Here is a 21,115-nt window from a genome sequence, read left to right on the forward strand (position 1 = left end):
ACTCGGCCCCGGTTCGGTTCGGCCGGTTCGGCTCGCCCCGGGCGGCGCGGCTCGGCTTCGGCGGACAGGCGAGAGCCGGAGGCCATCCGGGGTGACCTCCGGCTGCTTCGGCCACCCGGCGGACCGGGGGCCTCACGGGCGGATCAGGCCGCCGAGACCAGGGGGCGGTGCGGGGCGATCGTGCGGCCGTCCGGCAGCAGCTCACCCGTGTCCTCGAACAGGACCACGCCATTGCACAGCAGGCTCCACCCCTGTTCGAAATGGGATGCCACCACTTGCGCGGCTTCCCGGTCAGGGCTGTCCGCCGACGGGCAGTGGGGTCGGTGCCGGCACATCTTCGTACCTTCTTCTGAGGGTCTGCGCGGGAGCGCCCGGGCGGCTTGCGCCCGGCAGTGCACAGTCTCCGCCTCGTCGGGGTCTCCCGCAGGAAATCCGACACTTCTCACCCGACTGCGCCCCAAGATGTGACCACAGGTGTGACCCGACGTACGACACGTGCGTGCCGCGTGTGCGTTGCCCGGGCGCCCCTGACGGGTTTCGGGTCCGCCCGGGGCGCGATCGAGGTGTGGTGGCAATCCGGTTCGGGCTCGAACCAGGCCCGTTTCGAGCCTGGTTCGGGGTCTGATTCGAGCCCGGTCGGCCGCCGGTCGGGGACCGGCCCGGTGGGGCGCGGTTCGGGGAGCGATCAGCGATCCAGTGCGCCCACCGCGGCCGGTTGGCGGGTGCGTGCGGCCAGTACGTCGGCGAGTTCGGCCGCCGGATAGCCGCGCAGGGCCTGGACTCCGCACGGGGCGGGAGCGAGTGGGATCAGCAGGTCGGCGCCGCCGGCCTCGTCGGCCAGCCACAGGGCCACCATGTACATCCCGGGTACGTTGAGCAGGCGGGCCTCGTCGCGGCGCAACAGGGTCTGCGGCAGGGCCCGGGCCGCCGCGGCGGCGGGTGCGGTGGCGACGGTGAAGGGGCCCTCGACGAAGCGGCCGACGCCGTCGCCGGCCGGACCGGGCCGTACCTCGATGCCGCCCACGACCAGGTCGCCCGACCACATGAGCCAGCGCCAACCCACGGGCCGCGCGCTGCGAACGCCGCGGTCGGCGACCATGTCGAGCAGTTCGATCTCGAAGACGCGGTGCGGGAATCCGGCCGTCAGCGCGACTTGATCGGCTTGGCAGTCGGCGGGAAGCGATTCACGCGATTCGAGCACGGCTCGGGCCGCTCGGCGGGCCGACTCGGGAGCCTCGGGCACACGCAGGACCATGAGACCGCCTCATTTCGATGCAGAGTCCAGAACCCGGAGAACCGGGGGAGGGGAAAGCGGCGCTGTGCTGTGGGGAACCGGGTTTCCGGCCGGGAGAGGAACCGGCAACGGATGGAGGGACCCGGCAGGGCCGGTCAGCGCATTGTACCGAAACGGCTCCGAAAAGTAACGGTGTATTGCGAACTGACACCCGTTTGAACGCCTTTTGGAACGTTCTTGATCAGGGAAACAGCGACGCCATCACATCGTCGAGGGTCGCCAGGCCCATCGGCGCACCGCCCGGCTTCCCGACCAGGACCAGGTGCGTCCGGGAGCCGCGCATGCGGGCCAGCAGCGCGGTCAGCGTGGCGTCCGGGGGCAGTGTCGAAAGCGGGTACACCGGGACCGAGCCGTCCGCTTCGGGGGCCAGGACGTCCAGGACGTGGACGTAGCCGACGGGCAGCCCACCGTCGTCGAGGACGGGGAAGCGGGACAGGCCGGTGCGTACCGCGGCCTCCTCCAGCGCGGCGGCGGACACGGGTCGGGGCAGCGCGACGACGTCCGACCACGGGTGCATCACGGATCGGGCCGGGCTCGACTGGAACGCGAGCACGCCGGAGAGGCGATCGTGCTCACCGACGTCGAGCAGGTCGTGTTCGCGGGACTCGGCGAGTACGGCGGGCAGTTCCTCCGCCGTGTACACGCTGCGCACCTCGTCCACCGGCTGGACCCGAAAGGCCCGCAGGAAAAGATTGGCCACGTGGTTGAGCAGCCACAGGATCGGGGCGGTCACCCGGGCGACGAACAGCAGCGGGGGGACCAGCCACAGCGCGCACTCCTCGGGACCCGCGAGGGCGATGTTCTTGGGCACCATCTCGCCGAGCACCATGTGGCAGAACACCACCACGGCGAGCGCGATCACGAACGCGATCGGATGTACGGCGCCGGTGGGCAGGCCGATCGCCTCGGCCGGTCCCTCGACCAGGTGGGCCAGGGCCGGCTCGGCCATCGCGCCCAGGCCCAGCGAGGCGACGGTGATGCCCAATTGGGCCGCCGCGAGCATGGTGGACAGCCTGCTCATCGCGGTCAGCACCAGGCGGGCGCGACGCGAGCCGCCCTCGGCCATCGGCGCGATCCGGGTCCGGCGCGCGGAGATCACCGAGAACTCGGCGCCGACGAAGAACGCGTTGGCCGCGAGCAGGACGAGCGAGATCAGCAGGTCGGTCACGACGAGCCCGCCCCCGTCCGCAGTTCGACCTCGTCGATGCGGTGCCGGTCGAGCGCGACCACGGTGAGCCTGCGGCCGTCCACGTCCACGTGGTCGCCGACCTCCGGCAGGCGTCCCAGGCGGGCCAGGACCAGGCCGGCCACGGTGCTGTACTCGCCCTCCGGGAATCGCCAGCCGCTCGCCTCCTCCACCTCGTCCGCGCGCAGCAGACCGGACAGGCGCAGCACGGGTGGCCGCGGCCGGTTCTCCGCGGGTGGGGCGTCCGGCTCGTCGGCCGGGTCGTGCTCGTCCGCGAGGTCGCCGACCAGTTCCTCGGCCAGGTCCTCGGAGGTGAGTACACCGGCGGTGCCGCCGTACTCGTCCACCACGATCGCGAGCTGGGTGCGGCCCTCGCGCAGGCGCTCGACCGCTCGGGTGAGGTCGAGCGACGTCGGCACCAGGACGGGGTCGCGCGCGACCCACGCCAGCGGCGTACTCGCGCGCTCGGCGGCCGGGACGCGCAGCGCGTCGCGGACCACGGCCACGCCGACGATCTCGTCCAGGTCCGCGCCGCGGACCGGGATCCGGCTGTGCCCGCACTCGCGGGCGGTGTCCAGCAGTTCGGCCACCGACGCGGTCGCGGGCAAGGTCACCAACTCGGTGCGCGGGGTCATCGCCTCCTGGGCCTGCTTCGCGCCGAAGCGCAACGCCCGATGCAGCACCCTGGCCGTACTCGGGGCCAAGACCCCCGCGCGCGCGGAGTGACGGACCAATTGGGCGAGTTCGTCGGGGGAACGGGCGGAGCCCAGCTCCTCCTGCGGTTCGATGCCCAGGCGACGCACCAGGTAGTTGGCGGAGCCGTTGAGGAAGACGATCAGCGGCCGACACACCCGGGAGAAGCCGACCTGGAACGGGCCCGCGATGCGCGCCACGCCGAGCGGGCGGGCGACCGCGGCGTTCTTGGGGACCAACTCGCCCAGGACCATCTGGAGGGCGGAGGCCAGCACCAGAGCCGCGAGCTTGGGCAGGCGGAACGCGGCCTCGGCGAGGTAGCCGGCGATCAACGACGTGAGGGTGATGCCCAGTTGGGCGCCCGACAACTGGAAGGACAGCGTGCGTACGGCGTGCAGCACGCGGGCCGCGCCTTTGTCGCCGGCCTCGGCGCGGGCGGCGACCTCGCTGCGCTCCACGGTGACCAGCGAGAATTCGGCAGCCACGAACATGCCGTTGGCGGCGATCAGAACCACGAGCAGGGTGATCGGGAGCGCGACGGAGAGAACGGCGTCGATCGGGTGGCCTCCCGCATGTGTTGCGCGATGGGCTCACCAGGCTATTGACGCCGGCGGCTCGGCGCTCGGCGGGGTCGGCCGTTTGGGCTCAACCGCTCAAGGTGCTCAAGCGCTCAAGCGCTCAGGCGCTCAGGCGCTCAAGCACTCGACTGCTCAGGCCCTCGACCGCTCGATCGTCGGCCGGGTCGTGATCGGCCCGGCCGACGATCGAGGACGAGCCCGACCAGGCCGCGCTACGGCTGGGGGAGGACGAAGGTGTAGCCGTCGGCCTTCAGTTGCGGGATGAGCTGTTCCAGCATGGCGAGGGTCTGGGTGCGCTCGCCGCCACCGTCGTGACACAAGATGATGCCGCGCGGGCCCAACTGCCGGTGGACGGTGTCGAGCATCTTGGCGACGCCCGGCTTCTGCCAGTCGTTGGTGTCCACGGTCCAGTTCAGCGAGCGCATGTCGAGCGAGGCCGCCGTGCCCTGTACTTCCTCGGACCAGTTGCCGCCGGGGGCGCGGAACCAGTGCACCGGGGTCCCCGGCGAGGCCGCGTGGATGTAGTCGAGAGTCTCCTGCATCTGGGCGCGGATCGCGTCCGGCGTGCGCTTCTTGAGGTTGGTGTCGTGCGTCATCGAGTGGTTGCACAGCGCGTGCCCGGCGGCGACCACCTTGCGCACCAGCGCGGGATGGTCCTTCGCCTGCTGGCCGACCATGCAGAAGGTGGCCTTGATGTCGTTGCGGGCCAACACGTCGAGGGCCTTGTCGGTCCACTCGGGCCACGGTCCGTCGTCCAGGGTCAGCGCGACGATCTTGCCCTCGCCCTTGACCTTGCTCACCAGCGTCGTGTCGACCGGTGGCGGCGGGGCCGCCGGCGGCGTGGCCGGGGGCTGCGCGCCGGGGTTGCCGGGGGGCGGGGGCGGCGCCTGTTCCTCGCGCGGGGCGTCGGCAGCCTGCGGTGCCGCGTCCGCCGGGGACCACCGGCCGGCGGCGGCGACATTCCATATCAGCGAGCCGCAGACGAGTATCGCCACCATCACGACAATCGCCTGAAATCGCTGACCGCGTATCGGTATAGCCCCTACCAGCCCGCGCACAACAGACCCCCAAGTTTTCGCCACATCCGCCACGCCGGCCACAGCCGAGGACACCCTAGGTGATCACTGCCGAGGCTTGAAGATCGATCCCCGGGTGTGCCGTCGATGTGATCAGTGACGTCGACTCGGGGCTCGCGGTTCCCCTGTGTTTCGTCACGGTCGATCGGTAATGTTCCCAATGTCGGCCCACTGCATCGGTTTGGGAGCACGTCGGCGGGAACGATCAGGTCGTCCCCGATCCGACAGGTACCGGATTGCGACCACTCAACCGGCTTCGGCCGGATTCATGGGGGAGGGCGTCCATGGGCGAAAAAGTCGAAGTCACCGAGTTCAGCCGATCCGATCGGCAGCGCTACCGGCACAAATTGCGTCGATGCCTGGACACGTTGCAGCGCATGCTCGACGAGGAACGGTTCGAGAGTGCCCGGAAACTGATGGGCATCGAGATCGAGTTGAACCTGACCGACGCCGCAGGCCGGCCGCGGATGAGCAACGCGGAGGTATTGCGGCGGATCGCGAGCCCCGATTTCCAGACCGAGCTCGGGCTGTTCAACATCGAGGTCAATATTCCGCCGCACCGTTTGACCGGACCGGTCTTCTCGGAATTGGTGGAGGAGCTTCGGACGAGTCTCGACTACGCCGATCGCAAGGCCGCCGAACTCGACGCGCGGATCGTGATGATCGGAATCCTGCCGACCCTCACCGACGCGCACATGGCATTCGAGACGATATCCGACAACGCGAGGTACACACTTCTCAACGATCAGATACTGCAGGCGCGCGGCGAGGACATCCGGCTCCACATCTCCGGTGTCGAGCGCCTCGACACGACCTCGACGACGATCGTTTCCGAGGCGGCCTGTACGTCGGTGCAGTTCCATCTCCAGGTCACCCCGCGCAATTTCGCGCCGCTGTGGAACGCGGCGCAATCCATCACCGGGGTCCAATGCGCGATAGGTGCGAATTCGCCCTTCCTGTTCGGGCGCGAACTGTGGCGCGAGACCCGACCGATCCTGTTCGAGCAGGCGTGCGACACACGTCCCGAGGAATTGATCGCGCAAGGGGTGCGGCCGCTCACGTGGTTCGGCGAGCGGTGGATCGACTCGGTCGTGGACTTGTTCGAGGAGAACGTGAAATATTTCCCGTCGCTGCTGCCGATCTGCGACGACGAGGATCCGCTGGAGGCACTGGATCGCGGCGACGTGCCCCACCTGCGCGAACTGCGCCTGCACAACGGCACGATCTATCGCTGGAACCGTCCGGTGTACGACGTCGCGCGCGGCAAACCGCACCTGCGGGTGGAGAACCGGGTGCTCCCCGCCGGGCCGACGGTGGTCGACATCATGGCGAACGCCGCGTTCTACTACGGCCTCGTCCGCTCCCTCGTGGACGAGGAGAACCCCGTGTGGGAGCGGATGCCGTACGAGGTCGCGACCGAGAACTTCCACGCCGGCGCCCGACACGGCATCGACGCCGAACTGAACTGGCCGGGCCACGGCACCGTCCCGGTCACCCGGCTGGTCCTGGACGATCTGTTGCCGCGCGCGTACGAGGGCCTGGACCGGTGGGGGATCGACCCACGCGAGCGCGACGAGTATCTCGGGATCATCGAACAGCGGTGTCTGCTGCGGACCAACGGCGCGTCGTGGCAGAGCGCGATGTTCCGCCACTACCGCGACACCAAGGGCATGGACCGCCTGGAAGCCCTGCGCGCGATGACGCTGCGGTACGCCGAGCACATGCGCGGCGGCGAACCGGTGCACACGTGGCCGACGGACTGACGGCGCGCTTACCCCGGCTCGATACCGTGTGGACGTGATCACCGAGTCCGTCGAGACGCCCGCCGAGCCCAGGCGGCGCGTGCTCCGCTCCGAACTTGTCCTGGTCCTGGCGTTGTCGCTGGGCGCGTCCGGGGTCTCCTCGCTGATCTCGTTCGTCGGCTCGCTCACCGCGCCGGGCGGGCTCGGGCACAAGGCCGCCGTGCTCAACGGCAGCCGGGCGGTGAACCGGCCGTGGCTGGATCTGACCTGGCAGTTGTTCGGCATCGCGACCGCGCTCGTACCGGTGTTCCTGGTCGCGCACTTCCTGATGCGGGAGAACACCTCGCTGCGCGTGCTCGGGGTCGACCGGGACAGGCCCTGGTACGACCTCGGGCGCGGCGCGGGCGTCGCGGCGGTGATCGGCGGGTCCGGGCTCGCGCTCTATCTCGCCGCGCACGCGAGCGGGGCGAACCTGACCGTGGTGCCGACCACGCTGCCCGACGTGTGGTGGCGGATTCCGGTGCTCGTGCTGTCCGCGATCCAAAACGCCGCGGTCGAGGAGGTGATCGTGCTGGGCTACCTGCTGCGCCGGCTCGGTCAACTCGACGTGCCGTGGGTCAAGGCGGTGGCGATCGGTTCGGTCGTGCGCGGGTCGTATCACCTGTATCAGGGCGTCGGAGGGTTCTTCGGCAACGTGGTGATGGGCGTCGTGTTCTGCGTGCTGTACAAGCGGTGGGGCCGGGTGATGCCGTTGCTCGTGGCACACGCGCTGATCGACATCGTCGCGTTCGTGGGCTACGTGCTGTTGGCGGGCAAGGTCGACTGGCTGCCGATGCCGTAGGGCGTCGGCGGCCGGTGGGGGAAATCCCCACGTCGATCGATTTATGGACACGTTGGTACCTGTCATGCCGCTCGTTGGTGTCTGATGGTCTTACGGTCTATTTCGCAGGGGGTCGTATGGACAGGCGCCGTCGAGTGGAGATGTTCTCCACACCGACACCCATCGGTGGTCCGCCACGCGGGCGATTCGGGCTCAGCGGGCTGAGCAGGCACCCGGTGCGCATCCTGATGGTCGTCGGTGGACTGATCCTGCTCGTGGTGATCTTCTTCATCGCGATCCTCACCGTCGACGGCGGTGGCTCGGACGACAAGAAGCCCAAGACGGTAGGGCCTTCGACGAGCGCGAGCGCGAGCGCGAGCAAGAACGGCACTGCGGCGACGGGCAAGTCCACGTCCGGCAAACCGGCTTCGGGCCCCGCGCAAACCGCCGTGGCGCCCAAACCCGATTCGATACCGGCCACCGTGCACAGCGGCAACAAGCTGGTGATGTACAAGGGGACGTCGTATCAGGCGGACCGAATCCTGCAGATCACCACCGGCACCGAGGTGCGGGCGAACTGCCGCAGTCAGGGCTCGATCGCCTACTTCGCCGGCTCGTCCAGCAAGACGTGGGCACAGATCGAGGTCGACGGCAAGACCGGCTTCGTCCCGGCGATCTTCCTGGACACCGGTGGCGACATCGACAAGCAACTCCCCGCCTGCGCGAGTTGAGCCCGGTCACCCTGCGTCGCGGAAATCCCTCCGTCTGTTCGGTTGGATCACTAGCGTGTGCGGGACGCGCGGGCGGATCGACGTCGAATCCGGGGGACCCATGACCACCATCGTTTTCGTGCACGGAACCGGAGTTCGCGGGGTTGTCGCATCGGACGCGTTGGCGGCGGTCACCGAGAAAATCGGCGAGCGATTGCCCGGGGCGCGGGTGGAGGCGGTGGACTGGGGAGCCAGGTTCGGGGTCGAGGTCACCCCGCGACTGCGTGAGCTGATCGGCATCGCCGACCCGGGCGAGCGGGTCGAACCGGCCGCCGCAGCCGACGCGCACGACGCCGACCTGTGGCTGTGGTCGGTCCTGGAGCACCACCCGCGATACGAACTGCACACCACCGCACAGGCGTTCGCGCTCGGCGCGGGCGTACGCCGACCCGAGTCGGAGGATCTGCGCTGGATCCTGGAGAACGACGTGCCCGGGCTCGACGTGGCGGCGCTCGCGCCGGGTGTGCCGGCGGACGGCCCCGCGCTGTTCGCCGCGGCGGCGCGCGAGATCGCGGCCTCGGAGGAGTTCGTCGGCGCGGTGGACGCGATCGCCCACAACGCGGACTACCAGGTGATCGCCCGCGCGGTGGTGGCCACCTTCGGCCGTTCGCTGGCCGAGAGCGGCGCCGGCGCACTGACCGGCCGGGCACGGGACACCCTGGTCGAGGCCGTGGGCAACGCATACGGAGGCGTGGCCGCGGGCGGCCGGTCCAGGTTGTCCGGGGCGCTCAAAAACGGTGCGATGTACGCGAGTTGGCCCTTTCAGAACATGATGCGCGGCGGGACGCTCGGCAACAGCGTGCCCGCGATCGGCGACATCCTGTACTACCAGGCGCACGGCGCGTTGCTGCGCAGCTATCTCGCGAACCGCATCGCGGCCGTCGAGGGCCCGGTCGTCGTGCTCGCCCACAGCCTCGGCGGCATCGCGAGTTTCGAGACGCTGGCCGAGGCGCAATCGCCCACCGAACCACACGTGGCCCGATACCCGTTGCCGAACGTGTGTGCCTTGATCACGGTCGGCTCGCAGGTCGCCTATCTCGGCGCGGTCGGCGCCCTCGCCACCCACCCCGCGCACGAGAGACGACCCACCCACCTGCGCATCCCGTGGACCAACGTGTGGAACCCGTGCGACTGGCTGTCCTTCCGGGCGGAACCGGTCTTCGCCGATCTGGTGCGCGACGTGGAGATCCGCGCCCGCCAGCCGTTTCCCAAGGCCCACGCCTCCTATTGGGAGTCGGACGCGCTGTACGACGAGATCGCGCGCGTCGCGGGGGGCGCCCGGTGACGTTGCACGGCCTGTTCGTGTGCGCCGAGCGCTACCCCGGCGCCGACCGGCGGACCGGCGACCTGGTCGGTGCGCTCAACGAGACGTTGCGGTTGGTGCGCTGGATGCACGCCAAGTGCGCGGCGGTGGCGAACGACATCACCGTGGTGGCCTCGGTCTGTGACCAATCGGCGGCCGTGGTGGCCGAGTTGCGGCCGCTGGTGAGCCTGCGTTCGGTCTTCGCCGGACCCGGACACACACCGGCGGAGCTGACGGCCGCACACGTCAAGCACGCGATCCGCGACGCCCCGAACGGCTGGCAGGACCACGACCGCTTCCTGCTGCACTGGGCAGGCCACGGAACCCGCTACGGCGAAGGTCAACTGCTCGAACTGCCCGCCTACCACGAGGACGGCGACGCGGAGCCGACCCGCGCCGTGGTCAGGGTCGAGGACGTGTTGCGGCGCTTCGCCGCCGTGCACCGCCGGATCGACCAGATCCTGATCTTCGAGGCGTGCGCGAACATCGTCGGCGAACCCGTCGGCGAGTTGGTGGACGTGACCGGCGTGGGGCCGCTCGCGAAGTCGGCGAAGGTGAACCAGGGCGCCGCCTTCGCCGCGGACATCGGCCAGTTCGCGATGCGCTCGGGCGGCGTCTCGGTGTTCACCGGCCTTTTGATCGAGCACTTGGCCGATCGGGACGCGAGTGTGCTGCTGCCCGAGGAGTTCGACGACGTGGTGGCACGCATGCGAAGCGAATTGTGCGGGCGGATCGCCCGCAACGCGCGAGGGATCGTCCAACTGCCGATCTTTCGGTCACCGCACACGACAGCGTGGAGCCGGCCCACGCGCAACCCGTACGACCAGTTCGGGCTCTACGGTGAACGCGTCGTCGCCCTCTTGGCGCAGCTCGACCTCGACCCGACCCGGCGCGGCGCCCTCAAGAGCTACCTCTACCAACACGGCGTCCCCTCCGACCTGTTGGCCCAGGACGACCCGATCGCGTGGGGGCGCTCCCTCACCTCCTGGATGGCCCTGCCCGACGGCGACCACGCGTTGCGGCACCTGCTCCAGTGGCTGTACGTCCGATGCGACCAACCACAGGCACGCGAGTGGGCACAAGCCCTGCACCAGCGGGGCGATCTCGCGGCGTTTCGCCCCGAGGAGGTCGAGTCGCGGCAACCGGTGGTCCTGGTGATGGGCATCGGTGAGGACGACCACTCGCCCGACACCGACGACGAGTCGGTGCGCTACCAGGCGACGCTGCGACTGTATCTCGGCGGGGATCCCTACCGGCCGAGTCGGGACGGCCCCGACGGTTCACAGCTGCCGCGAACCGGTCTCAACGACCACCTCGCCGACTTCTACCTGCGCGCCCGCGACACCTTCGACACGATCGACGGCGCGCACATCCAGGTCGTCGCGCCCGCCGAACTGTTCAACCACCCTTTCGAGCAGGCCAGGGTCGAGGCGGAGGGCGAATTCCTGGTGCTCGGAGACGAGCATCCGGTGATGCTGCGCTACGACCGCCGGCACGGCGTGCGCAAGCCGTTGCACCACGGCAAGTGGCAGCGCTCGGCCGGCATGTCGCACGACATCGCCGAGGAGCGGCTGAACCGACACCGGTGCGGAATCGGGCCCGAGGTCCGCGAGGGTCCGGTGGCCGGGTTCGTCCAGGACTACCCCTGGACCCCCGGTGAGGGGACGGTCGAGGCAGCCCTGGTCCGCGGGGAATGGGCCATCGCCTGGACGGCCGGGACCGGCTGCACCGGGGAGTGCCCGGCGTCCGGCGACGTCTGTGCCGGTGCCGAACTGGGCGCGCGGTTGACGCACATGCTTCGAAAGCACGGACTTCCGCTCGATCGACTGCCTTATGTCGTGCAGGAGTTGCGGAACACTCTGAACGAGGCGTCGGGGGCCGGGCAGCGCATGGTGCTCGTCTTCGACAACCCACAGTGGCGTCCGTGGGGTGGTCAAGGGCTGCTGCGTGCCGCCCCGAGGCAACGGGAGACACACGATGGATAGGCAGCTCGACGGTGGTGGCGACACCGAAGCGGCGGACGCGACCCACGTGCCGGGCGAGGTCGAACCCGCGCCGTGGTGGATCTATCGGGGCGATGCCGCCCCCGGATCGGGCCCGCCCCCGGCGGTCGGTTCCGTCCGGCTGCCGGACCCGCCCCCGTGGCGGTTGTTCGGCGTCGAGGATCCGCCCGCCGACGGACAGGACGGCGAGAGCGAGAGCTTCGCGCCACTGCCGAGCGAGCGGCGCGACGGGGCCTATTCCGGCGAGTTCTACGGAAACGCCAAGGTGTACAACGTGGTCAACGCCGCGATCTACCTGCGCCGGCCGCTCCTGGTGACGGGCAAGCCGGGCACCGGCAAGACCACGCTCGCCAAGAGCATCGCGTCCCGACTCGGCCTGGGCCCGGTCCTGCGCTGGGGCGTCACGAGCCGGTCCACCCTGCGCGAGGGACTCTACGAGTACGACGTCCTGGGGCGCCTGCACGACATCAACCTGCATCGCCAAGGGGCCACGGACATCCCCGAGGAGTTCATCGAGGACATCGGCAACTACATCCGTCTGGGCCCGCTCGGCGATGCCTTGCTGCGCCGGGAGCGACCGAGGGTCCTGCTGATCGACGAGATCGACAAGAGCGACGTGGACCTGCCGAACGACCTTCTGCACGTGTTCGAAACGGGCGGTTTCGAGATACCCGAGCTTCGTCGGGCCCAACAGCCGACCGCGTGGGTCACCCCGGCGGACGGTGACCGCGACGCCCGCGTCGAGATCCGGGACGGCTTCGTGCGCTGCGCCCAGTTCCCGATCGTGGTGCTCACCAGCAACGGGGAACGCGCGTTCCCCGCCGCGTTTCGGCGCCGTTGCGTGCCGTTGGTGCTCCAGGCGCCGGACGCCGACGCCTTGGAGCGGATCGTCCGCAGCCGACTGGGCACCGCGGTGAGCCGCGAGCGCTATGCCGACCTGCTGGCGAGATACCAGGACGCCTCCGGGCCCGAAGGCGTCCTGCTCTCTCCCGACCAACTCCTCAACGCCGTTCGACTGCGGTCGCAGGTGCGGGACCGACTGGGCCACGACGACCTGTCGATGACCGAGAAGATGCTGGCCGACCTGCTCTTCCACGACCTCGACGAGGTGTGACCGGTGGCGACGGACAACCCCCGCGGGGTCACCGTCGCGGCGGCCCTGGACTGGGCGTGGATGAACGCGGTGATCACCGGGGCGGGGTGCGGGTCCGTGCCCGTCGACACGCCGTCGGCGGCGCCCGATCCGGACGACCCGGGCCCGACCCCCCGGCCGCGCGCCCCCACGCCCGCCCGCGAGGTACCGGGTGCCGCGGTGCCGGGCCCGCTGCCGGCCGCTTCGTACGCGTACACGCTTGCGCCGGAGGCCACCGGGCCTGCGGTCGCCGAAGAACTCGACGAGTTCGGGTCCGGTACGCCGCAGCGGCGCGACATCCGGGCCGACGCCGCCCCGGTACTACCCGACCGACTCGAACTCGCCCGCCTGTTACGTCGGTTGCGGCATTTCGGACCCGCGCCGAACTCGGTCGTGGTGAACGAGGAAGCCACCGCCGAGCACGCCGCGCTGACCGGCATGATCGTGCCGGTGCTCGAACCCGCGCGGGAGCGCCTGTTCGAACTCGCGCTCGTCGTCGACAGTTCGATCTCGCTCGTGCCGTGGCAACGGCTTCTGGACGAGTTCGCCCGCGAACTCACCCGGCACGGCGCCTTCCGCGCGGTACGCACCTGGACGCTCGACACGGACGTGGACGGCCGGGCCCGGCTGCGCACGCCGCTCGGCATGCTGTGCCCGGACGCCGAACCCGCCGGTGCCACCGGCCGCCGGATCGTCCTGGTGATCAGCGACGGCATCGCTCGCGCGTGGTCCGACCCGGGCACCGAACGGATGATCGCCGGCTGGGGCCGACGGTGCCCGGTACTGTTCGTCCAACTGCTGCCCAGACGCTGGTGGGACCGATCCCGGATCGACTTCACCCCCGTGGTCTTCAAAGGCGAAGGCACCGGTCCCGCCCGCCGGTTGGCATTTCGCCGCCGGCGCGGCAACACCTGGACCCGCGCGCACGAACAGGTCGCGATCCCGGTGGTCGGGCTGCACCCCGACGGCCTGCGTCCCGGAGACCCGGTGGACCGACGGGCCGGCCGGTGGAGCGAACTCTCCCGGTGGGCGCGCCTGCTCACCGACACCGGCGGCCGCGAATTCCCCGGTGCCGGATGGGTGCTGCGCTCCGGAAACGAACCCGGATGCCCACCCGCGGACGACATCGCGAACGCGCCGGCCGACGAGCGCACGCCGGCACAACGCCTGGCCGAGTTCCAGGCCGGCGCCTCGCCCGAAGCCGTCGAACTGCTCGGCCGACTCGCCGCCGCGCCGATCAGCCTCGCCACCACCCGGATCGTGCAATCGACCCTGCCCGCCCGACAGGATCCGGCCTTCGTCGCCGAGGTCTTCCTGAGCGGGCTGCTCGTGGCCGCGGCCGATTCCGGCGAGGATCCGCCGCCCGACGAGGCCGAATACGACTTCGCCCTCGGCGTGCGGGAGATGCTGCTCGCCCGGATGAGCAGGCACTCGGCCCTGGAGGTCTACGGCCGCGTCGCGACCTTTGTCAACGGCCGGATCGGCCGACCCGAGTTCGACTTCCGCGACCTGCTCCTGTCGCCGCGGCCCGCCGCGATCGGCCTGCTCAGCCCGGCCGGTCGTCCACTGGCGCGCGTCGGCGCGACCCTGCTGCGCCAACTCGGCCCCGGATATCGAGGTGTCGCACACGGGCTCGACGCGCGCGCGAACGGCCCACTGCTGCGCCGCCGCGAGTTGGTGCACCGGTGGACGGCGTCGACGCGGGACTGGATCCGGTGCGCGCCGGTCGTGGCCGAAGGAGTGGTCCTCGTGGTCGACGTGTCGGGCAGCGTGGTGGCGTTGGACGCGTTGGCGGGAACCACGCGTTGGGTGGTCGAACTCGGGGAGCCGGTACGGTGCCCGCCCGTGCTGCTCGGCGCGACGGTGTGGGTGGGCGGCCGGGCGGGCTCGGTACACGCATTCGCCATCGCGACCGGCGCGGCTCGCAGGTCGGCGATCACGGTCGGCGAGGGCCCGGTCGCGGCGATGACCGGCATGAGGGTGACCGGCGAGGTGCTCGTGGCGACGTTGGACGGCGGCCTGGCCGTCGTGGGCGAGGACATGGAGGTCGTGCACCGGTTGCAGGCCGGCCATCGGACGCCGGTCGGACTGTGCGCGGACGGGCACCGGGTGGCCATCGCGGAACGCACCGGACTGGTCACGGCGATGTGGGCGGGCGACCTCGGGCAGGAGTACTGGGAACACCGGACGGCCGGCGCCGTGTGCGCCGCCCCTACCCATGACACCGAGCGCCTGTACGTCCCCCTCGCCACCCGCGGCATCGAGGCGTTGCGCTGGAGCGACGGTGCCCGGATGTGGTCCGTCGACCTCGACGGCGGCGTGCCGACCACCCCCGTCCTCGCCGATCACCTGGTGATCGCGGCGACCGCCGAGGGCGCCGTGCACGCACTCGACGCGCAGACCGGGGCCCTCGCGTGGAGCACCTTCGACGAAGCGCAACCCGACCTGCGGGTGACCGTCGCGGGAGCCTTCGTATACGTCGCCGGCGCGGCGGGCGGGATCCGCGTGTACGACGTGACCACCGGGCGCCGGCTGGCCGAAATCCGTTCCGCGGTCGGGGTGTCGCTCGCCGTGGACCCGGAGGGATATCTGGTCCTGGCCGGCCTCGACGGAGGCGTGACATCGCTGGAAGGCCCCGTTACCGTCGGCTGACGGGCCATCACATCAGGTCCGGGAGAGGTTCGATCACAACCCGGCGAGAACACTCCGATCCCGCCATGTCCGGCACTACGATCAACCACCGTGGGTTGGGAGTTGCCACCGCGCGTGAGGGTGCGACTCCCTTTCGCCCATGCGAATCGAAAGACCCGAAAGGTCGACGGGCCGCGTGCCGGGCCCGCCGCACGGGGCGAACAGGGGGATTCGTGCCGAAAGATCTTCGACGACCGCGCACCGGCGACGCGACACGGACAAAGAGCCCGGCGCGACGACGGGTTCGCGTGCGGTGAGCGCGGTGGACGAGCCGGTCGCCGCCGTCATCTGCCCCGTATGTTGGGATTCGGCCCCGCCCGGACGGCGGTGCCCCACCTGCGCCTGGCCACCGCCGGAGCGCGGCGTGACGGAGTACCCGGACGCGGCACGGGCCCACGACCACGCGGCCGCGATCCGGGTCGCCCACGCACGCCGGCTCGACCACGTCCCCAAGGACCTCGCGGCGCTGGTCAGGCACGGCCCGGTCGACCCGAACCTGCCGTTTCCCGCTTTCGTGCCGGAGCCGGCGCGCGGACGAACCGCCGTGCTCACGCTGCTCACCGCGCTGACCGCACGCGAACTGGACCTGCTGTTGTTCGTGGAGATCGGCACCGAGCACCTGTCCGGTCAATGGGTCACCCTCGACGACCGAGGCTTCGTCTACGCGCCCTCGGCGAACTGGAGCCGACAATCCTGGTCCGCGACGGTGCCGTGGCTGCCCGCGGACGACGCGACCCGAGACCTGACCCTGGCCGGAGGCGTCGGCACGCGACCGTCCCTGGGCTCGGCGACGGAGCCTGCGCCGCTGCGCACCACCGCGCGTCGGTTGCTGCGCGACTATGCCGCGATGGTGCTCGACGAGTTGGGTGCCCAGGCCGGTGCGCGGGCGCGCCAGGCGCGGGCCCTGGTCCTGGTCGAGCGCCGCCCGGACTGGGCGTGGTGCGCGCTCGCGGCGCGGGAACTGACCGAACTGGTGCCGCCCGTCGCGATCCTGCGTGGCGGGGAACTCTACGACGAGAGCGTGCGGCTGCCCACCCTGATCGAACGGATGGCCCTGGACGTGCCCGTGCGGCACGCCGTTCACCTGGTCGGCCTGGACCTGACCCCGGGCGCCTCGACCCGCGAACGCTACGACGTCCTGCTGCGGCGCGGCGCGATCCCCGGCTCCGACGCGCTGCCGCTCGCCGAGGTCACCCTCGGTCTGCACGGGGCGCCCCGGGACGGGCACGAACTCAGAGTGGTCGGCCCGGACCCGCGAGCGCCGGCGCAGTGGCGCGAGGCGGATCGCACGAGGCTGACGGCGTCACCGGGGGAAGCCACCGTGGCGGCCACCATGACCGCACCCGGTCGAGTGGAATTCACCTGGATACGCGGGGCCGCCCGGCGCACCGACGACCCGCCGCCGGTGTTCGAACGCGTCGAGCCCCTGGACCGCGCGACGACCTCGACCCCGGTGCCCCGCCCGTGGTGGCCGCGTACGGCGGTGGAGTGCGACGTGCTGTGCGCGGTGGAACTGGGCGGCCGACCCGCCGAGACCGGGGCCCGGCTCGACTTCGTCCGCGCACTGCTCGCCGCGATGGGCGACGGTTCCACCGGATTCGGATGGGGGCGGGCCTGCGTACTCGGTTACCAGGACCACCCGTTGGGCGATCCCCAACCGTGGGAGGGCGTACCCGACCCGGTGCGGCGCGTCGACTTCACCACCCCGAACGCCGCACACGCAGCGATCGGCGACTGGACGCGCACTCCCGTGGTGGATCGCTTCGCCGCGCCGCTGGAACGGGTGTGCGCGGTACTGGCGGGAACGGAACTCGACTGGTCCCCGCACGTGCCGACCCTCGTGGTGACCGTCGGCCGGCGCCGTCCGCACCCCTACGTCGGGAACTTGGACCCGGCCCGCGCGTACACCGACAACAGATGGGACGAAGACCTGGCCCGAAGCCGGGCCGCGCACCGCACCCACCACCTCCTGGTGACCGAGGACCCCGCCTACCCGACGACCCTGGACGACCTGTCGGCCCGGCGCACCGAGCAGGCGTGGCGGCTCTTCGGCGCGGACGGGTGCTTCACGCTCGGCCACACGACCCCGGCGAACGTGCTGCGATTCGGCAACGCGACGGCCACGGCCGTCACCGGCCCGCCATTGCTGCTCGACGTGATTCCACGCGCGGGGCGCGGCCCGGGGGAGCGCGGATGAGCGGGACGATCGGGACGGGTCCCGCGCGACGCCCCTCCGCCCCCGCCCCGACCGGGGACTTCGCCCCCAGCGGCGCCACGCGCGAAAAGCGCATAGCCCTGTGGGGAGCGCCGAAATCCGGCCGCACGACATTTCTCGGCGTGCTGGACCAAGCCTCGGAGGAGAACTGCCGCACCGTCGAGCAGGTCGGCTCGCAGGGGCATCGGGCGCCCGGCTGGAAGGTGCTGGGGGAGGACCAGGCCACCCTCGATTTCCTTACCGAGGCCCGCCGGAGAACGACCGGGCGACAAGGCCTGTTCCCGGAGCGCCGGAAGGGCCTCGTGCGCTACCGCTATCTCTTTCGCCGGCGACCGCGCTTCGAGCCCTGGGCACGGATCAGCGACCGCTCCCGCTTCGTCGCCACCGTGGTCGACCTGCCCGACCTCGCCGCCGAACACCCGGCGCAGGTGCGGACCGAGTTCGACGCGTGTACCGGCCTGATCTACCTGTTCGACCCCGTGCCCGAGGCCGCCGAGCAACTGGCCGAAGACCTGGCCGCATTCGAGAAGGTACTCAAGGAGGCGGCCAGGCAACAGCAGTACAAGATGTCCGCTGATCAACTGCTGCCGCAGGAACTGGCGATCTGCGTCACCAAGATCGACGACTCCGGGCTGTTTCTGGCGGCCCGCCGGGCCGGCCGGGTCGAGTTGGACAAGGGCGGCCGGATCCGGGTGCCCGACCCCGAAGGCTTCTTCAGGTGGGCGACCGACTCCACCGAGCGGCCCGTGAACCCCGCGGCCGGCCGGCTCGCGAAGCTGCTCACCGACACGTTCGACCCCGCCCGCACCCGCTTCTACGCGACCTCGGCGGCCGGCTTCCGCGCGTTCCCCGGCCATCGGGTCGACCCCGAACGATGCCGCAACGTCGGCCCTCGTCCGGCTCGGATCGAAGGCCGGCCGCGACCGCAGGGGATCATCGAGCCGATCCTGGCGATGCGATCGGTGCCCACGGCCGAGACGACGAACCCGCCGAAGACGACGAAGGGTTGACGTTGCCCCGACGACTCGACGCCGACCCGACACCGATACCGACACCCGTTGCGATGCGCACCCGCCGCCGCGCCCTGCTCACCGTTCCCGGGGTCGTGGCCCTGATCATGCTGCTGTGCGGCGCGACGATACCCCCAGCCGCCGCCCCGAGCCACGCACCGCCAAGCGGCCGATCCGACGCCGACACCGACGCGGAGGAGCAACTGCTCAACCTGCTGCACGCGAACGACGCTCCGGCCGACTACTACGTGGTGCTCGACGTCTCGACCTCGATGCTCGACAACGGTGGCTACGACGACGCGAAGACCGCGCTGCGCGACTTCCTGAACGCGGCGCCGGCCAACGATCGGGTCGCGTTGATCAGGTTCGGCGAGACGACCGCGCTCGCCGGCGCGATGACGCCGGTGCCCAAGGGCGACCGGGAGATCGCCCGATACCTCGCCGCGCTGCCCGCGCCCACCGATCAGGCCAGCGACTTCGGCGGGGCGATGAAGGAAGTGTCGCGGATCATCGCGAACAGCAGACGGCCCACCTCCGGATATCTGCCGCCCACGACCGTCCTGGTACTGACCGACGCCGAACTGTTCGCTCCCGACAACCCCGAGTACGCCGACGCCAAATCCCCGGGCTGGGCACGTGTGCGCGACGATTTCGAGAACCTGCGCAAGGAACGGGGACCGATCACCGCGTACGCGCTCCCGCTCGGTGACAACGCGCGCGGGATCAACCTGCTCGCCCAGGTCCTGCCGCTCGCCGAGGTGCTGAGCGGTTCCGTCGAGGAGCAGGGCGAGCGGCTGCGCGAGCGCAAACAGCGGGCCCGTGAGCGCAAGGCCGCCGCGCTGGTGCGAGCGGACGACGGCGCGAGTGTCACCGCGACACTCGGCGTCGCCCCGGACCACCCGCCGAGTCGCCCGCCGTCCGCCGACGACTGCGCACGGGCCGAGCGGCCGGCCCCGGACACGCGCGTCGACCTGTCCGCGGCCACCGTCCTGTGCCTGGAACTGAGGTCGACCGCCGCGCATATCCGTACCGGCGTCGAGAACCTGTCCCTGCGCGCCGACACCACCGGCGCCGGCGACAGCCCCGATTGCGTCCTGCCCCGGGAGACGGTCGTCGTCGACCCCGGGGTACCGGTCCGGATCCCGATCACCTGCCGGGCCCGCGACCGCCGGCGCACCGACCTGGGCGGCGACTCCGCGCACTACTCGGGCAGCGTGACCCTGTCCGGCGACGTCACGTCGCCGGACGCCGCCGACTTCGCGCGCTGGTTGGACGTACGGGACACGCGGGTCGCCCCCACCCTGGTCGGCGCCGAACTGCGCTACACCGGACTCGCGCGCGGATCCATCGACTGGGCCCGATGGCGCCGACTCGCCGCCTGGGCCGTCCTCGCGCTGCTCCTCTGCGCCGCGTCGGTGCAGTCCGGACGCCGGTTGCCCAGGAACGCGCACGTCGAACTGCGCCTCGACATCGCGCGAGTGGCGATCCGAGTGCGTTGGCCACACCACCTTCGCGGGGTCCGCCACACGTGGATCTATGGCGACAGTTCGCCCACCGGCGCCGTCGCGCGCCTGACGGTACGCGGTCGGTGGGGTCGCGGCGGGCGCAGGATCGTGGTGATCTGCCGCTACCGCCAGGACACGACCAGGCGCAGGACCGTGCGGCGACTCAAAGTCGGCGAGATCACCATGCTGGACGGCATCCGTGCCCGCGTCACCCGCGACGCCCCGCCCCAGGGCCCGACCGGACCCGGGCCGGGTGACGACATCCGACCACCCGACCAGGCGCCCCCGAACTCGCGGAACGATTCGAGGATCACCCCGAAGGGTTCCGGGAAACAAACGGAAACGGAACCCGTCGAAGGGCCGATCACACCGCCGCCGCCAGTCGGCTGATCCCGGGTGGCACGAACCGGGCCCGCCACTTGCGAACGCGGCCCGCGCACAGGAAGGTTCACGTGGACGCGACCGACCGGCACAACCGCCCTCGCGAAACCGCCGCGACCCTGCGGGCGCACTGGGCGTGGTACCGGGACGGCGTCGTCCCGGCCTGCAGCGCCGGAGCCGAGCGGCGCACGCACTTCGAGCGCCTGGTGCGCCCGACGCTCGACGAACACGCGCCACCCGACTGGGTCGGGGTCACCACCACCGGACGCGAGGACCCGTTCGTCGCGCTGACCCTGCGAGACACCGACGGAGTGCGCTACTTCACCGCGCCCTACGCCGAGATCGCCGAGAGCGGCGCGTCCTACACCGCCCTGTGGTACGCCTTTCGTGGCATCGACCTGCCCACCGACCGCGAACGGCCGCTTCGGGTACGGCTGCCGAACCCGCCCGCCGCGGTCACCGTGGGCGACTTCGACTGGTTCGCCGGCGTCGCCGCGTGCGTACTCGCCGGGCCGATCGTGGTCACCGGCGCCGAACGCCTCGACACCCGGGCCCGCTTCGAACTCCTCGATCGAGTCGCGGCACTGCTGCCGTACGGCTGCCGCGCCGGACTGCGCTTCACCACGTCGCTCGGGCCCGGCGGCCGACTGCGCCCACACGTGGCCTTCACCGCGTTCGCGGCCACCGCCGCACCCGGCACGCCGACCGTCGCCCTG

15 protein-coding genes and 1 pseudogene are annotated in these 21,115 nt (G+C 71.1%); 11 read left to right on the plus strand and 5 right to left on the minus strand.

Annotation, left to right across the window (positions count from 1 at the left end):
• Nucleotides 1–143: 143 nt before the first annotated feature.
• The 5 genes from GT354_RS39850 to GT354_RS39870 form a co-directional block, all read right to left on the minus strand.
• Nucleotides 144–335 (minus strand): DUF5999 family protein, encoded by a 192-nt coding sequence (locus GT354_RS39850; RefSeq protein ID WP_161361300.1) that lies wholly within the window; start codon nucleotides 333–335, stop codon nucleotides 144–146.
• A 350-nt stretch (nucleotides 336–685) separates the two neighbouring features.
• Complete coding sequence (locus GT354_RS39855; RefSeq protein WP_161361302.1) at nucleotides 686–1,255, minus strand: hypothetical protein; 570 nt, start codon at nucleotides 1,253–1,255, stop codon at nucleotides 686–688.
• 220 nt (nucleotides 1,256–1,475) lie between these two features.
• Nucleotides 1,476–2,462 carry a hemolysin family protein gene (locus tag GT354_RS39860; protein WP_161361304.1) on the minus strand — a complete coding sequence of 329 codons (987 nt, stop codon included), beginning with the start codon at nucleotides 2,460–2,462 and terminating at the stop codon, nucleotides 1,476–1,478.
• Nucleotides 2,459–3,688, minus strand: a complete 1,230-nt coding sequence (locus GT354_RS39865; protein ID WP_346012387.1) for a hemolysin family protein — start codon at nucleotides 3,686–3,688, stop codon at nucleotides 2,459–2,461. The genes GT354_RS39860 and GT354_RS39865 overlap by 4 nt, the downstream gene beginning before the upstream one ends.
• Before the next feature lie 275 nt (nucleotides 3,689–3,963).
• Nucleotides 3,964–4,749 (minus strand): polysaccharide deacetylase family protein, encoded by a 786-nt coding sequence (locus GT354_RS39870; protein ID WP_202512822.1) that lies wholly within the window; start codon nucleotides 4,747–4,749, stop codon nucleotides 3,964–3,966.
• Nucleotides 4,750–5,111: 362 nt separating this feature from the next.
• Between GT354_RS39870 and GT354_RS39875 the strand changes: the two genes are divergently transcribed.
• The 11 genes and pseudogenes from GT354_RS39875 to GT354_RS39925 form a co-directional block, all read left to right on the plus strand.
• Nucleotides 5,112–6,590, plus strand: a complete 1,479-nt coding sequence (locus tag GT354_RS39875) for a glutamate--cysteine ligase (RefSeq protein WP_161361306.1) — start codon at nucleotides 5,112–5,114, stop codon at nucleotides 6,588–6,590.
• A gap of 34 nt (nucleotides 6,591–6,624) precedes the next feature.
• Entirely contained in the window at nucleotides 6,625–7,410 is a 786-nt protein-coding gene (locus GT354_RS39880) for a CPBP family intramembrane glutamic endopeptidase (protein ID WP_346012388.1), read from the plus strand.
• A gap of 116 nt (nucleotides 7,411–7,526) precedes the next feature.
• Nucleotides 7,527–8,120: a hypothetical protein gene (locus tag GT354_RS39885; protein ID WP_161361308.1), complete on the plus strand. Its 594-nt coding sequence runs from the start codon at nucleotides 7,527–7,529 to the stop codon at nucleotides 8,118–8,120.
• Nucleotides 8,121–8,220: 100 nt separating this feature from the next.
• Nucleotides 8,221–9,444, plus strand: a complete 1,224-nt coding sequence (locus GT354_RS39890; RefSeq protein WP_161361310.1) for a hypothetical protein — start codon at nucleotides 8,221–8,223, stop codon at nucleotides 9,442–9,444.
• Nucleotides 9,441–11,447 carry a caspase family protein gene (locus GT354_RS39895; protein ID WP_161361312.1) on the plus strand — a complete coding sequence of 669 codons (2,007 nt, stop codon included), beginning with the start codon at nucleotides 9,441–9,443 and terminating at the stop codon, nucleotides 11,445–11,447. Before GT354_RS39890 ends, GT354_RS39895 begins: the two co-directional genes overlap by 4 nt.
• The gene (locus GT354_RS39900) at nucleotides 11,440–12,579 is read left to right on the plus strand and encodes a MoxR family ATPase (RefSeq protein ID WP_161361314.1); all 1,140 of its coding nucleotides are present in this window, start codon (nucleotides 11,440–11,442) and stop codon (nucleotides 12,577–12,579) included. Before GT354_RS39895 ends, GT354_RS39900 begins: the two co-directional genes overlap by 8 nt.
• Nucleotides 12,580–12,582: 3 nt before the next feature.
• Nucleotides 12,583–15,249 carry an SAV_2336 N-terminal domain-related protein gene (locus GT354_RS56055; protein ID WP_161361316.1) on the plus strand — a complete coding sequence of 889 codons (2,667 nt, stop codon included), beginning with the start codon at nucleotides 12,583–12,585 and terminating at the stop codon, nucleotides 15,247–15,249.
• Nucleotides 15,250–15,652: 403 nt separating this feature from the next.
• Nucleotides 15,653–17,485, plus strand: coding sequence for a hypothetical protein (locus tag GT354_RS39910; protein WP_161361318.1), 1,833 nt, complete (start codon nucleotides 15,653–15,655; stop codon nucleotides 17,483–17,485).
• The gene (locus GT354_RS39915; RefSeq protein ID WP_161361321.1) at nucleotides 17,482–18,513 is read left to right on the plus strand and encodes a hypothetical protein; all 1,032 of its coding nucleotides are present in this window, start codon (nucleotides 17,482–17,484) and stop codon (nucleotides 18,511–18,513) included. The genes GT354_RS39910 and GT354_RS39915 overlap by 4 nt, the downstream gene beginning before the upstream one ends.
• A 53-nt stretch (nucleotides 18,514–18,566) precedes the next feature.
• The gene (locus GT354_RS39920) at nucleotides 18,567–20,408 is read left to right on the plus strand and encodes a vWA domain-containing protein (protein WP_161361323.1); all 1,842 of its coding nucleotides are present in this window, start codon (nucleotides 18,567–18,569) and stop codon (nucleotides 20,406–20,408) included.
• Nucleotides 20,409–20,470: 62 nt separating this feature from the next.
• A pseudogene (locus GT354_RS39925) lies at nucleotides 20,471–21,115 on the plus strand (hypothetical protein); the annotation flags it as partial.

It is taken from the genome of Streptomyces sp. SID3343 (genome assembly GCF_009865215.1).
Taxonomy (GTDB): Bacteria; Actinomycetota; Actinomycetes; order Streptomycetales; family Streptomycetaceae; genus Embleya.